The 13,180-nt window shown below is 69.5% G+C and carries 11 protein-coding genes and 2 pseudogenes; 5 read left to right on the forward strand and 8 right to left on the reverse strand.

Going from position 1 to position 13,180, the window contains the following annotated elements:
• Window positions 1-236: pseudogene (locus QMO14_RS31270) on the forward strand (transposase); the annotation flags it as partial.
• A 157-nt stretch (window positions 237-393) separates the two neighbouring features.
• A complete protein-coding gene (locus QMO14_RS31275) occupies window positions 394-1,635 on the forward strand; it encodes an acyltransferase (protein WP_301511955.1) in 1,242 nt (413 codons plus the stop codon).
• Here the strand turns inward: QMO14_RS31275 and QMO14_RS31280 are convergent.
• Complete coding sequence (locus QMO14_RS31280) at window positions 1,547-1,993, reverse strand: PaaI family thioesterase (protein WP_301511956.1); 447 nt, start codon at window positions 1,991-1,993, stop codon at window positions 1,547-1,549. The two genes, QMO14_RS31275 and QMO14_RS31280, sit on opposite strands and share 89 nt — an antisense overlap.
• 221 nt (window positions 1,994-2,214) lie before the next feature.
• On the opposite strand from QMO14_RS31280, the gene QMO14_RS31285 reads away from it, so the two are divergent.
• Window positions 2,215-3,867, forward strand: coding sequence for a DUF4139 domain-containing protein (locus tag QMO14_RS31285; protein ID WP_301511957.1), 1,653 nt, complete (start codon window positions 2,215-2,217; stop codon window positions 3,865-3,867).
• A gap of 10 nt (window positions 3,868-3,877) precedes the next feature.
• On the opposite strand, the gene QMO14_RS31290 is transcribed toward QMO14_RS31285, so the two are convergent.
• The 6 genes from QMO14_RS31290 to QMO14_RS31315 all read right to left on the reverse strand — a co-directional run bounded on the left by QMO14_RS31290 (window position 3,878) and on the right by QMO14_RS31315 (window position 10,604).
• Window positions 3,878-6,064, reverse strand: coding sequence for a TonB-dependent siderophore receptor (locus QMO14_RS31290; RefSeq protein ID WP_301511958.1), 2,187 nt, complete (start codon window positions 6,062-6,064; stop codon window positions 3,878-3,880).
• A 49-nt stretch (window positions 6,065-6,113) separates the two neighbouring features.
• Window positions 6,114-7,625 carry an ABC transporter permease subunit gene (locus QMO14_RS31295; protein ID WP_301511959.1) on the reverse strand — a complete coding sequence of 504 codons (1,512 nt, stop codon included), beginning with the start codon at window positions 7,623-7,625 and terminating at the stop codon, window positions 6,114-6,116.
• 12 nt (window positions 7,626-7,637) lie between these two features.
• Entirely contained in the window at window positions 7,638-9,041 is a 1,404-nt protein-coding gene (locus tag QMO14_RS31300; RefSeq protein WP_301511961.1) for a DUF3526 domain-containing protein, read from the reverse strand.
• Between the two features lies 1 nt (window position 9,042).
• Entirely contained in the window at window positions 9,043-9,750 is a 708-nt protein-coding gene (locus QMO14_RS31305) for an ABC transporter ATP-binding protein (RefSeq protein ID WP_301511963.1), read from the reverse strand.
• 155 nt (window positions 9,751-9,905) lie between these two features.
• Window positions 9,906-10,055, reverse strand: a complete 150-nt coding sequence (gene ykgO / locus QMO14_RS31310; RefSeq protein WP_019654976.1) for a type B 50S ribosomal protein L36 — start codon at window positions 10,053-10,055, stop codon at window positions 9,906-9,908.
• Between the two features lie 93 nt (window positions 10,056-10,148).
• Window positions 10,149-10,604, reverse strand: a complete 456-nt coding sequence (locus QMO14_RS31315) for a Fur family transcriptional regulator (protein WP_301511965.1) — start codon at window positions 10,602-10,604, stop codon at window positions 10,149-10,151.
• A 178-nt stretch (window positions 10,605-10,782) separates the two neighbouring features.
• Between QMO14_RS31315 and QMO14_RS31320 the strand changes: the two genes are divergently transcribed.
• Window positions 10,783-11,604, forward strand: coding sequence for a hypothetical protein (locus tag QMO14_RS31320; protein WP_301511966.1), 822 nt, complete (start codon window positions 10,783-10,785; stop codon window positions 11,602-11,604).
• A gap of 12 nt (window positions 11,605-11,616) precedes the next feature.
• On the opposite strand, the gene ylqF is transcribed toward QMO14_RS31320, so the two are convergent.
• Window positions 11,617-12,561, reverse strand: coding sequence for a ribosome biogenesis GTPase YlqF (gene ylqF, locus QMO14_RS31325; RefSeq protein ID WP_301511967.1), 945 nt, complete (start codon window positions 12,559-12,561; stop codon window positions 11,617-11,619).
• A gap of 224 nt (window positions 12,562-12,785) precedes the next feature.
• On the opposite strand from ylqF, the pseudogene QMO14_RS31330 reads away from it, so the two are divergent.
• Window positions 12,786-13,180, forward strand: a pseudogene (locus tag QMO14_RS31330) (cell envelope protein SmpA); the annotation flags it as partial.

The following is a 13,180-nucleotide window of genomic DNA, read 5'->3' on the forward strand; positions in this document are numbered from 1 at the left end:
CCAAGCTCGAGCCTTGTCGCATCAGCTTCATCACGGCCTTGCGCTACATCGTCGACGAGTGGCTCTGGAGTTCGAGCAGCACTGCGCCCGGTGCGATCCCCGCCAAGCTGCGCGCCATGCGCCAGAACATCCGCCGCTTCGTCCTTCCACCCCGCCGCAGCGAACGCCGATATCCTCGCGCCGTTCGCATGACCAAGACGCAGTACCCCATCAAGAAAAATGCCGCTCAGAATTAACTGAGCGGCATTGGCCCCGGGACGGCCGTTTCGGGGCCGGATTTCGTCCCCGCGGGCCACCGCTCGTCACAAAGCGGGAGCGATCCGTCCCCCGGCCGCGCCGCGCGGGGGCGGCCGGGCCGAGCATGGCGGCCTTCCCTGCTTCGAGGAGCCGCCCATGACCGCCGATCCTGTCCCTTCCGACCACCGCCGCCGCCACGACATCGACGCCTTGCGCGCGCTGGCCTTCCTCTTCGTCATCCTCTATCACGTGGGCATGTACTACGTGGCCGACTGGCCCTGGCACCTCAAGAGCCCGCACACGGCCGAATGGCTGCAATGGCCGATGCGCATCCTGAACCTGTGGCGCATGGACCTGGTGTTTTTGATCTCGGGCGTGTCGCTCGGCTTCCTCAGCCGGGGCCAGGGCACCTGGGGCCTGCTGCGCAGCCGGGGCCTGCGGCTGATGCTGCCGCTGGCCTTCGGCATGGCGGTGATCGTGCCCTACCAGGCCTACGCCCAAGGCGTGGCCAACGGGCTGGTGGCGCCGGGCTTCGGCGCCTTCCTGCTGCGCTACCTGTCGATGGGCCAGCCCTGGCCGAAGCAGGCCTTCGACGGCGCGGAGTTCGGCATCACCTGGAACCACCTCTGGTACCTGCCCTACCTGTTCACCTACACGGCGCTGGTCGCTCTGACGCTGCCGCTGTGGAAATCCGCCGCCGGCCAGCGGCTGCGCGCCGCCTTCAACGGCCTGCGCGGCTGGAAGCTGCTGCTGTTGCCGGTGGTGCCTCTGCTGGTCTTCACCATGCTGCTGGCCTCGCGCTTTCAGGCCACGCACAACCTGGTGCGCGACTACCACCTGCACAGCCTCTACTTCACGATGTTCCTCTACGGCTACTGGATGGGCGTGGACACCGGCGTGTGGAAGGAGCTGGAGCGGCTGCGCCGCGTGTCGCTCGCGCTGGCGGTCGCGGTGATCGCCGCCTTCATCGCGCTGCGCGCCGGCATGAAGAGCCCGCCCTCGGGCCTGCCGATGGACACGCTGCGCATGCTCTACCTGTGGCTGGCGGTCGCGACCATCCTCGGCCACGGCCATCGCTACCTGAACCGCCCCTGGCCCTGGCTGCGCTGGGCCAACGAGTCGGTCTACCCGTGGTACGTGCTGCACCAGACGCTGATCATCGCGGGCGTGGTGTTGCTGGCCCCGCTCGCGCTCGGCCCGGTCGTGGAGCCCGCGCTGCTGGTGGCCCTGACGCTGCTGGGCTGCTGGCTGCTGACGGATGGGCTGATCCGCCGCACCAACCTGCTGCGGCCGCTGTTCGGTCTGAAGCTCAGGCAGCGGGCTGCGACTTCTTCGGCGGCGCGGAAGCAGGGTCTTCGACCGGAACGAGGATTGCGTTCCCCGTCGCCACGAGCTTGAGCGAATCGGCACCCTCGCCCTGCGCATAGAGTTCGGCCGCGGCGAACACCTGCTTGCGCCCGGCCTTCACCACCCGCCCGCGCGCCACGAAGGCGCGGCCGATGGCGGGCGAGACGCAGTTCACCGAGAAATGCGACGCCAGCACGCGGCCCGCCACGGTGGCGGCCGCGTAGCCGCTCACGGTGTCGAGCATCGCGCCGATCATTCCGGCGTGAAGGAAGCCGGCGTACTGGCCCATGTCCTCCTCGCGCCAGTTCATGCGCAGTTCGGCTTCGCCGTTGGCGGCGCGGGTCACTTCGAAGCCGGCCCAGCGGTTGAAGGCAGCGGTCTTGTTGATGGCCTGGATGGTGTCGAGCATGGCGGCGTGTCCTTGTCCGGGGTTGGGTGGAAAGACGATGCGGCCACTCTATGAACCACGCACCGCATCCGCCGTCGCGCGCGCGACCGGAAACGCCGTGGCGGTTGCATTGGCGACAGCGCCGCCGGCGCATGAATTTTTTTGACGATGCCTTAACCCCGATCGCCGGGGCCGCCCGTATGAGCCTGGGTCATTCATCACCTTCGCTCCAGAGGCATCTCATGAAAACGTCGACTTCCGCCCTCCTGCGCGCCACCGCCGGTGCCGCCGTCCTGCTGGTCCTGAGCCTGAGCGCGCAAGGCCAGGCCACTGCACAACCCACCATGGCAGCCTCCGACTCGCGCATCACCCAGGTCAAGGTCTACCCCGGCAGCGCCACCGTCGAGCGCGTGGCCCGCGTCGCGGCCGGCGCGCGCTCGGTCACCTTCGCCTGCCTGCCGGCGGGGCTGGACGTGCAGAGCCTGCAGGTGTCGGCCGATGCCTCGGTGCGCATCGGCGAGACCTCGGTGCTGAGCGAGCAGCGCGAGCTCTCGGCACGCTGCTCGACAAGCCCGCTCGACGGCCGCATCCGCGAGCTCGAAGACCAGAAGGCCGCGCTGCAGGCCGAAACCGATGCGCTGGGCATGGTCACCGGCTATCTCAAGGGCCTGGCCGGCGGCAGCGGCGGCGACTCAACCGGCGTGCGCGCACCGATGGACGCGCGCAACCTCGCAGCCATGACCGAGGCCATGCGCCGCACCGGGCAGGATTCGCTGCTCAAGCAGCACCAGATCCAGCGCAAGCAAGCGGAGATCGACCGCCAGCTCAACCCGCTGCTGGCCGAACGCATACGCACCCAGGGCAACGGAGGCCAGGTGACGGCCGTGACGGTGACCCTGGCCGCGGGCGCCGATGCCGACGTCAAGCTCAGCTACCAGGTCAACGGCCCCGGCTGGACGCCCACCTACCGCGCGCTGCTCGACACCACCACGCGCAAGGTGCGCATCGAGCGCCAGGCGCTGGTGGCGCAGGCCACGGGCGAGGACTGGCGCGGCGTGAAGCTGGTGCTTTCGACCGGCCAGCCGCGCCGCGAGACCACCGGCCGCCTGCCGACGGCATGGCGCATCGGCATCGAGCCGCCGCCGCGCCCGCTGGCCGAGATGGCCTACCCCTCCGCGCCGGCGGCGGCCATGGCGCCGTCGCCCATCATGGCCAGCAAGTCCATGGACAGCCGCGAGCGCCGGGCAGAGCCGCTGTTCGACGTGAGCGTGTTCGACAACAGCTTCGCCACCGAGTTTTCGGTGCCGCAGGCCATCGACGTGCCCTCCAACGGCCAGCGCGTGACCATGGCGCTGGGCCAGCACGAAGACACGGCCAAGCTCGCCGCACGCACCAGCCCGCGCGTGGACGCCAGCGCCTTCCTCGTCGCCGAGCTCGACCAGCCCGCCGGCGTGTGGCCTGCCGGCCCGATGCAGCTGTACCGCGACGGCGCCTTCGTGGGCAGCGGCCGCTGGAACGCGCCCACCGATGCGCGCCTGACGCTCTCCTTCGGCCGCGACGAGCTGGTGCGCGTGCAGGCCGAGCCCGAGCGCGACAACCAGGGCACGGGCGGCTTCGCCGGCTCGCGCGCCGAGCGCAAGGTGCAGCGCGCCTACGTGATCGAGAACCGTCACCGCACGCCGATCGCGGTGCAGGTGCTGGAAGCCGCGCCGGTCTCGGTCGACGAGAAGGTGCGCGTGGCCTCGGAGTTCTCGCCGCAGCCCGCCGAGCTGGCATGGAACAAGCAGCCCGGCCTGGCCATGTGGCAGCTCGACCTCGCGGCCGGCCAGACCGCGCGCGTGACGGCCGACTACACCATCGGCTACCCGAAGGACGCGCGGCTGCAGATGCGCTGACGAGGCCGCGTCAGAAGTCGAACCTGGCCGACAGCTCGAAGGTCCGGCGCGACGCCAGCAGCACCTGCGAGGTCGCGCGCCCCCCCCAGGTGGCGTAGAGCTTGTCGGTCAGGTTGCGCACGCGGAAGGTCAGCAAGGCGTTGCGCATCCGGTAGCTCACCGCCGCGTCGAGCGTGGTGAAGCCGTTGATGCGGATCTCGTTGGCGTTGTCGGTGTACATGTGGCCCGTGCGGTTCAACGACGCGAAGTATTCGAACTTCGATCCCTCGGGCCGGTAGGTCGCGAAGAGATTGGCCACCCGCTCGGGCACATTCGGCGGCGTCTTGCCCACGCGCGAGACGCCGCCGACCTCGATCAGCGTGTCGTAGCGCGCGTCGAGCGCGGCGAGGTTGCCGGCCAGCGTCCATTCGCGCGTCGGCCGCCACACGGCCGAGAGCTCCACGCCGCGCGAGGACTGCCGCCCGTTGTTCACCGTGTTGCGGGCGTCGTTGGGGTCGCGCGAGAGCACGTTGTCGAGCTCGATCTTGTAGAGGGCCGCCGTCCACTCCAGCTTCGCCTCGGGAATGCTCTGCTTGAAGCCCACCTCGGCCTGCTTGCCGCGCGACATCGGAAAAGCCGCGTTCGACGCCGACAGCAGGAAGAGCGAGCCGACCGGCAGCGTCGCGTTGGTGTACTGCGCGTACACGCTCGAATCCGGCGTGATGTCGTACACCGCGCCGATGCGCCCCGAGGTCGAGCGATAGCTGGTGCCGAAGCGCGTGTAGCTGCCCAAGTTCAGGTCGGCGATGCCACGGTCGACCTCGGTACGGTCGTGGCGCAGGCCGCCCACCAGCGTGAGGCCGCGCACCGGCTTGATCGCGTCTTCCACGAAGGCCGACGCGACCTTCACGTTTGACGTGGTGTTGGTGCGGTTGCCCGCGCCCGTGGTGAGCGCGAGGCTGTCGTTGAAGGGCGCGATGTACGGGGCGAACACCGGCACGCGCAGCAGGTTCGCGGTGGCGGCGCTGCCGTTGGAGAAGCGGCGCTGGCTGCCGAAGCGCGTCTCGCTGTATTCGCCGCCGACGACGAAGCGGTTGTCCATGCCGCCGAGCGTGCCCTTGTGCGTGGCGTCGAAGCGGTTCAGCCAGAAGTCCTGGTCGTGGGTGATGAGCGTCTGGTCGCGCGCGATGCTGGCGGGCGCCACGAAGACCGCGCTCTCGGAGTTGCGGAACACCCGGTTCGCCTTGTTGGCCGAGAACTCGTTGCGCCACGACCAGCCGCCGTCAAGCTGGCCGGTGAGCCGCGCGCGCAGCCAGTAGGTTTCCGACGAGTTCTCGTCGTCGGGCACGTTGTAGTTGCTGCGCGCCAGGCGCCGGTCGATCACGCGGCCGTCGGGCGTGCTGACCACGCTGGTCGGCTGCGTGGCGAAGCTGGCCGGCACCAGCGGCGTGCCCCAGTAGGCCTGGTTATCTTCGCGCAGGTAGTCGAAGGAAAGGTCCAGCTTCACCGAACCGCCGAAGTCGACCATCAGCCCGCTGGTGAAGTGGTCGATGCGCTCGCCGTTGCGCGCGATGGTGCCCACCTTCGTGTCGTTGCGGCTGTAGTCCAGCCGGTAGGCGCTGGCGTCGCCCAGCGCGCCGCCGAAGCCGAAGGCCGCGCGCGTGGAGCCGTAGCTGCCGTACGAGAGCAGCGCCTCCTTGTTCGGGTTGCTGCGGTCGGGGCGCTTGGTCACGAAGTTGACGACGCCGCCGATGGCGCCCTCGCCGTCGAGCACCGAGGCCGGGCCCTTCAGCACTTCGATGCGCTCGTAGTTCCAGGTGTCCTGTACGCGGTTGGTCACGCCCGCGCCGGAGCCTCTCACGCCGTCGTACAGGTACATGAGGCTGGTGAAGCCGCGCGTGGACAGCGTGGTGGGCGACGACGGCGGCCCGCCGCCCGACAGGCCCGCCATGCCGCGCAGCGCCTCGCTGAAGGTGCGCGCGCCGCGCTGCTGCATCGTGTCCTGCTGCAGGATCTCGACCGAGGCCGGCGTCTCGCGCACCGAGAGGCCCAGGCGCGAGGCCGTGCCGCTCGACTCCTGCAGATGCAGGCCGCTGGCGTCGCGGCTGCCTTCGACGGTGATGGTGCCGAGCTCGCCGCCGCTGCCCTGCTGCGCGTGGGAGACCTGGAATGCGGTGGCGGCGGCCATCGCCATGGCCGTGCGGATGAGGGTTGTCATTGGATTGATTGCAAGGAATTGCGGGAAGAAAAGAAAAACCGGGTGGCCGCTACGCGACCGGGAAGCGCCGAAGCCGCCACGCCGCGATGCCGAACAGCAGCAGGCTCGGCACCAGCAGCTGGATCACCKCGATGGCGGCCTGCCCGCGCACGAGGGCGGMGGGCTCCTCCTGCCAGGCGAATGCGGGAATGCGGTCGAACTCGGACGGCACGAGCGCGTCGCGCGCGTCGATGCGCGGGGAGAAGAAGCGCTTCCAGGCCTCGTGATAGGCGATGGTCTGTGCCTCGAAACGCGCCTGGCGCCGCGTGCCGGTGCCAGCCAGCGCCGTCATGCCCTCGTAGGCCACGGCCGCCGGAGACACCGCGCTGAAGCGCGCCAGCAGCGCCTGCTGCCCGGCCTGCTGCGCGTCGAAGCGGTCGAGCTCGGGCTTGATGGCCTCGTCGACTTCCTTCTCGATCAGGTAGTTGCCCAAGGCGCGGCCGGCGATCTCGATCTTGCCGTCGCGCGGCACGAGGATCGCGCCGCGGCCCACGTGCCGGTAGTCGGTGCTCATCAGGTCGGCGTGGCGCTTCATCGCCTCGGCGGTGACGATGCGCTGGCGCGTGGCCAGCTCGGTGCGCGATGGCGCGGGGCTGGCCTGCGTCACGGCAAGGTTCAGCAGCACCGGCGCCACCAGCACCAGCAGCACCCAGGCGATGACGAGCACCATCGCGTTGGTCGCCGACGAGGCGCCGAAGGCATTCACCGCCACCACCAGCGCGAACCAGAAGAGCACGTACGCCCCCACCAGCAGCGCCCACCACCACAGGGCGGCGCCCGGCGAGCCGGCCAGCCCGGCCTGCCGCGCCACCAGCAGCACCGCCACCGGCAGCAGCACGGCGGGGCCCAGCAGCACCGCCGCTCGCACCGTGAGCTTGCCCGCGAGCAGCGTGCGAAGCCGCAGCGGCTGCGACAGCAGCAGCCTCAGCGTGCCGTTCTCGCGCTCGGCCGACAGCAGGTTGTAGCCCAGCGCGAAGATCAGCAGCGGCAGCAGGTAGACGATGACGAAAGCCAGGTCGAAATGCCCGCTCAGCAGGTGCCAGGGGCTTTCGATGTCGCTGGGGTTCATGAACACCACGCGGCTCTGGTTCGTGACCTTGAACTGGCTCGGGTACAGGTCGCTCTGCCCCAGCGCGACCGGGCCCAGCGGCGCGGTCGGCAGGATCGCGTGGTGCCCGCCGTACCCGCTGGCCATGCGCGAAGGGTCGGCCGGGTTCTCGAAGGGCGTGGGCTGCGCGGTGCCGGCGAGGATGCTTTCGAGCAGCGCGCGCTGCGCCGCGCGGGTGTCGCGGTCGGCCTGCGCAACCGCCGCCTGCGCGCGGTCGCGGCTCGCGGTCTGCAGCAGTCCGTTGCCGAGCGCATAGGCCACCAGCAGCAGGAACAGCAGGCCGACGGCCCACAGCGTGCGCTCGGCGAGCATCAGCCGGCATTCCTGGCGCATCACGGCCAGCAGCCGGCGGCCCTGCGGCGGATCGACGATGGAAACGAAAACAGGAGCGGAGGAAGAAGTGGTCGTCGTCATGTACGGCGTGCCTCAGAGCGCGCGCTGCCGCGAAGCGGTGAATGCCGCGAAGGCGGCGGCCAGCAGCAGGCCGGCGCACAGCACGGCGAAGCTGCGCATCTGGTGCATCAGCGCCCAGGCCGCGCGCGGCGGCTGGTAGTCGAAGGGCGGCACCGTCGCCCAGAGATCGGGTGTGGCCTGGTAGGCGAAGTGCTGGTCGCCCAGCGGATCGGCGTGCTCCACCAGGTCTTCGCTCATCAGGTCCTGGATGTGGCGGCGGTGCAGCTCGGCAGCGGTGGTGAAGCTGCGGTGGTGCGCGAAGTCGGTGCCCGCCATGCCCATCGAGAAGCCGCGCACCGCGAGAACGGGCACCAGCAGGCCACTCCATTCCTGCACCGCCTGCTGGCGCTCCCAGGTGTCCCACAGGCGGCCGTAGTGGCGGTCATATACGGGGTAGGAGGCCTGGTCGTCAAGGCGCAGCGCGATGCCCCATTTGCTCAGCGGCACGTCGCGGCCCCAGCGCTCGGTGGAACCGAAGTTCTTCTGCCACACCTCGTCGGAGACGGTCTTGAGCTCCACGCCGAGCTGGCGGTTGAACTCCAGCCGCGTCGGGCTCGGGAACCATGCGCGCGACAGCTCCGAGAGCACGCGCGGCGCCATCACCGCCTGCCCGATCCAGATGGCCAGCAGCAGCGTGATCGCCATGCGCGAGGTCGAGCAGGCCGCGGAAACGCCGAGCACGAGGAACACGAAGATGCCGAGGTACACGGCATAGCCGACGGCCCAGGCGCCCAGCCTGAGCAGCGCATCGAGCCGCTCGCCGTCGTCCGCCCCGGCGGCCACCGCCGCAGCGGCGATCAACCCCGCCGGCACCAGCAGCACGGCCAGCGACGCCCCCAGCGCCAGCGCCTTGCCGCCCAGCAGCCGAAGCGGCGGCACGCCCAGGCTCAGCGTCTGCCGCAGGATGCCCTGCTCGCGTTCCGCCGCGAAGGCGTTGAAGCCCAGCACGATCACCAGCAGCGGACCCAGCACCTGCAATATCCAGCCGACCGAGAGATTGCCGAAGCGCTGCAGGCCGGTCGCGTCCTGCGCGGCGTTGAACTTCACCTCGCTCTGGCGATGCGCCTGCAGCCACACGGTGCTGCCGATGAAGAGGTTGATGCCCGGGTCGATCATCGACAGCACCGCCTCGGGCTTGAAGGCGTGCATGCCCTGGTGCGCGGCGTCGTGCGGATGGCGGCGGTCCTGCCGCAGCCAGTCGCGGTAGTCCATGGCCTGGGCGGCACGCTGCTCGGCCCGAGCGTCGCGCTGGTGCGCCCAGCCCACGGCGAGCGCGGTCAGCAGCAGCACGGCGACGAGTCCGCCGGCCCAGTCGAGGCGCCCGTCGCGCAGGCGCTCGAGGAATTCGCGGCGCGCGATCCAGTTCACGAGCTGCATGTCATGCCCTCATGTGCTGCAGGTAGAGGGACTGCAGGTCGGTTTTTGCAATCGCGGCCTCGCCGTCCAGGCTCTCGACGAGGCGGCCGCGCTTCATGATCCCGACGCGCGTGGCGGTCTGCTGCGCGTGGAACAAGTCGTGCGTGGTGGTGAGCACGGCCACGCCGTTGTCGGCGGCGCGGCGCAGCAGGCCCGAGAACTCGCTGGCAGCCTGTGGGTCGAGCCCCGAGGTGGGCTCGTCGAGCAGCAGCGCCTTCGCCTGCTTGGCCAGTGCAACCGCGATCCACACCTTCTGGCGCATGCCCTTGGAGTAGGCCGACACGCGCCTGTCGGCCGCCGCGTGGTCCAGCCCCACCTCGGTCATCAGCTCCAGCAGCCGCTCACGCGGCAGCTCCCGGCCCAGCGACAGTCCTGCGAAGAAGCGCAGGTTCTCCAGCCCCGAGAGCGGCCCGTACAGCGTGACCTGCTCGGGGATGTAGGCCACGTGCTGCTTGGTGGCCACCGGGTGGCGCACGACGTCGATGCCGTTGATCTCCACCGTGCCGGCAGTCGGCTCGACGAAGTTCAGGAACAGGTTGATGGTGGTGGTCTTGCCCGCGCCGTTCGCGCCCAGCAGGCAGTAGATGTCGCCAGCGCGGATGTCGAGGTCGAGGCTGTCGAGCGCGGTGTGCGCGCCGTATTGCTTGGTGAGGCCGGTGGCTCGGAGCATGGAGGAAACCCGGTGAATGGAAGGACGGGACGCGCGCAGGCACGCACCGGCGCACGCGCGCCGAGGCGGTCAGTCGCTCGTTCGTTTGTTCGGTGTTGGGGAGATTCGGGCGCTGGCTCTTCAGCCGCGGCGCCCGTCAGCGGCGCTTGCGCTCCTCAGCGCTTGTGCCTGTTCTTCGCGCCGCCCTGCCTGGCCTTGAAGCGCGGATTGGATTTGCAGATGACGTAGGTGCGGCCGCGCCGCGTCACCACCTGGCAGTCGCGGTGGCGCTTCTTTGCTTCTTTGAGCGAGGACAGGACTTGCATGATCGGGACAGGAACCAAAGGATTCGGACCCGCGACTATACGTTATTGAGAATTCATTCTCAATAAATTGAAAGCTGACCGAAAGCCGGCCGGTCAGTGCGCCTTGCCCGCGCGTGGCTTGCCGGCCGGTTCCTCCGCCGCACACGACGCGCACACCCCGTGCAGCGTGACCTCGTGGCTCTTCACCTGGAAGCCTTTCGGCACCAGGTCGTCCATCGGCCCGGGGCAGGAATGCAGCATGTACACCTGCCCGCAGCTGGAGCAATGGAAATAGTGATGGTGATGGTCGGCGGGCTTTGCGCCGTGGCCCGCCTTGCCATGCGCCTCGGGCTTGCACGCCACCTCGTAGCGGGCGGGCTCGCCGGGCAGCTCGACCTTGGCGATCTCGCCATCCGCCAGCAGCAGCGAGACCTGGCGGTACACGGTCGACAAGCTGATCTCGGGAACGATCTCGCGCGCATGCGCCAGGATCTGGGGAGCGGTGAGGACGCGGCCTGCGTCGCTGAAGGCGGAGAAGACGGCGTTGCGTTGACGCGTGAGACGTTGCATCTGGAATCGGGTTGCAGGCGATGGACTGGCGTTGGGGCGCGGACCAGGTTCCCCGGCGCGCGCCATTGATTGTCGTCTTCCGCCCCCTCCCGCGCACGGTGCGGTCGTCCTCAGGCAGATGTCAGGCCCGCATGGCATCCTCGTGCGCGGACAGACATCTTTTCCTGGAGAGAACAAAGTGAGATGGTTCCATCGGCGGGACGCGCTGGTACTTTCTGCCGCATGCGCCGCAACCGCCCTGCTGGCCGCCTCGGGCTGCGGGCAGTCGCAGGACACGCCCTCGGCCGCCCCGGCAGCGCCGCCCCAGCCGGGCAGCATCGAGATCACGCAAGCCGACATCGACTGGTTCCGCCGCAGCCATGCCGAGTGGGTCGATTGCGAATCCGGCGCGCCCGCCATCGTGCCGCCCGACATGACGTTCGAGCAGTTCGGCGACGTGCTCGACGGCGGCAGCTCGCCGGTCTTCGACCGCTTCGTGAACGTGGCGGCCGCCTTCTTTTTGCACGCGAGCTTCGTGGCCGGCCACTACGCCTTCCAGCCGCCCTTCGAGAAACGCGCGGCTTTCGACGTGACCGACGAGCACATCCGCCTGCTGCAGCACGCCAACTGGAGCAGCTTCATGATCGACTGCAAGCGCCCGTACGGCGACTTCACGCACTTCGAGATCGACATGGCCGACATCCTCGGCCTGCCCGTCACCAAGGACGCCAAGGGCTACGCGCAGATCGGCAAGGAGGCGGAGAAGCACATGCACGCGCTGCACGCCGACGTGCTCCCCACGCTGCAGGCCTACATCCGCTTCGCGCGGCTCAGCCCGGGACGCTACGTGGTGCCCGGGCGCGGCATCGCGCAGACGCGCGGGCGGCCGCTGTGCAGGCCGGTGTCGGCCACGCGCGTGGCGATGTATCAGCGGGCGCTGCAGGCGGCCGGCCCGGGCTCCGGCTCGCGCAGGCTCGCCGCGCTCGACGAGGCGGCTGCGGCGCTGTTCGCGCTGGACTGAACTGAGGCCAGCTCAGGCCTCCGCCTTCGGCTTGCCCTTCTGCTTGCGCGCGGACTTCTTCGCCGCGCGCTCGGCATCGGCGCGCCGGCCGTCGGCCAGCCACACCGCGAACTCCTCGGGCGTCTCCAGGGTGATGCGCCCGAGGTTGCCGGCGCGGAACTCGTGCATCACGATCTCCGCGGCCTTCTGCAGGTTGACGCGCCCCTTGCCCAGCAGGGCGCCGCGCTTGCGGCCGATGGTGTCGAGCAGCGCCTCGTCCTTCATGCCGGCCATGGTCTCGGCGTCGAGTTCCACGAGCTTGAAGCGCGCGGCCACGCCGACGGCGTAGCTGGTCTTGAGGTAGCCGAGCAGCTCGAGCGCCACTTCTTCCTCGTCGAAGGCGTTGCGCCCCACGGCGCCGCTGGCCGCGAGGTTGTAGCCGCTCTTGGGCACGATGATGCGCGGCCACAGCATGCCGGGCGTGTCCCACAGGTAGAAGTCGTCGGCCAGCGTGATGCGCTGCTCCAGCTTGGTGATGCCGGCCTCGTCGCCGGTCTTGGCCTTGCGCCCGCCGGTGAGCGTATTGATGAGGGTGGACTTGCCCACGTTGGGAATGCCGCAGATCAGCACGCGCATCGGCTTGGCCAGCCCGCCGCGGTTGGGCGAGAGCTCGTGGCAGGCCTTGACGATCTGCTGCGCGGGCGTGGTCTGGCTCGCGTCGAGGGGAATGGCGCGGGTGGCGGGCAGCGCGTTGTAGTGCGCCAGCCAGAGCGCGGTGCGCTCAGGGTCGGCCAGGTCCTGCTTGTTGAGCACCTTCAGCGTGGGCCGTCCGGCCGTGAGCTCGGCCAGCATCGGGTTGGCGCTGGAGCCGGGCAGGCGGGCGTCGAGCAGCTCGATGACCACGTCGATGTCCTTCACCCGTTCGGTGATGGCCTTCTGGGTCGAATACATGTGACCGGGGAACCACTGGATCGCCATCGGGGGCTCTTCTTTCTTTCGCGCTGTCTCTGTGGATTGAGGTGGCGGCAGGCGCCGGGGCGCATTGTGAACCGGGAACCTGAACGCAAGCTGCGTTGCTACGCTTTCGATAGCTGCAGGCGCGCATTCTGCCTTCGCCCTCGGATTGTTCGCTCCTAGAATCCCTTCGCTGCCGAGGACAGCGATCCCGCAGCGATTCCAACAACTCCGAGGGAAATCCAAGAATGCTCAAGCGCCTTGCCGCTGCCGCCCTGCTGGCAGCCACCGTCGTGCCCGCGTCCATCACCGTCGCCCATGCCCAGCGGCCCTCCCCGCCGCCCGGCCCGCTCGTCAGCGGCTACCTGTGCTGCAACATGCGCACCTACGGCGACTCGATCAGCGACATCAACTACGACGAGCAGGGCACGAGCATCGTCGCCGTGGGCACCCCGGCGCGCATCACGACCTACGACTTCCGCTGGTTCGGCGTGGAGCTCGCCGGCAAGCAGCAGCGCATCAAGAACGACTACAGCCGCAACATCCCGTTGCCGACCTTCGCGCAGCGCTACGTGGTGACCGCAGACCCCAAGCAGAAGATGGCGGCCTTCCCCGTCCCGGTGCGCGACGCCATCCTGGCCGG

Origin of the sequence: Variovorax sp. CAN15 (genome assembly GCF_030462475.1) — a bacterium.
Taxonomy (GTDB): Bacteria; Pseudomonadota; Gammaproteobacteria; order Burkholderiales; family Burkholderiaceae_C; genus Variovorax.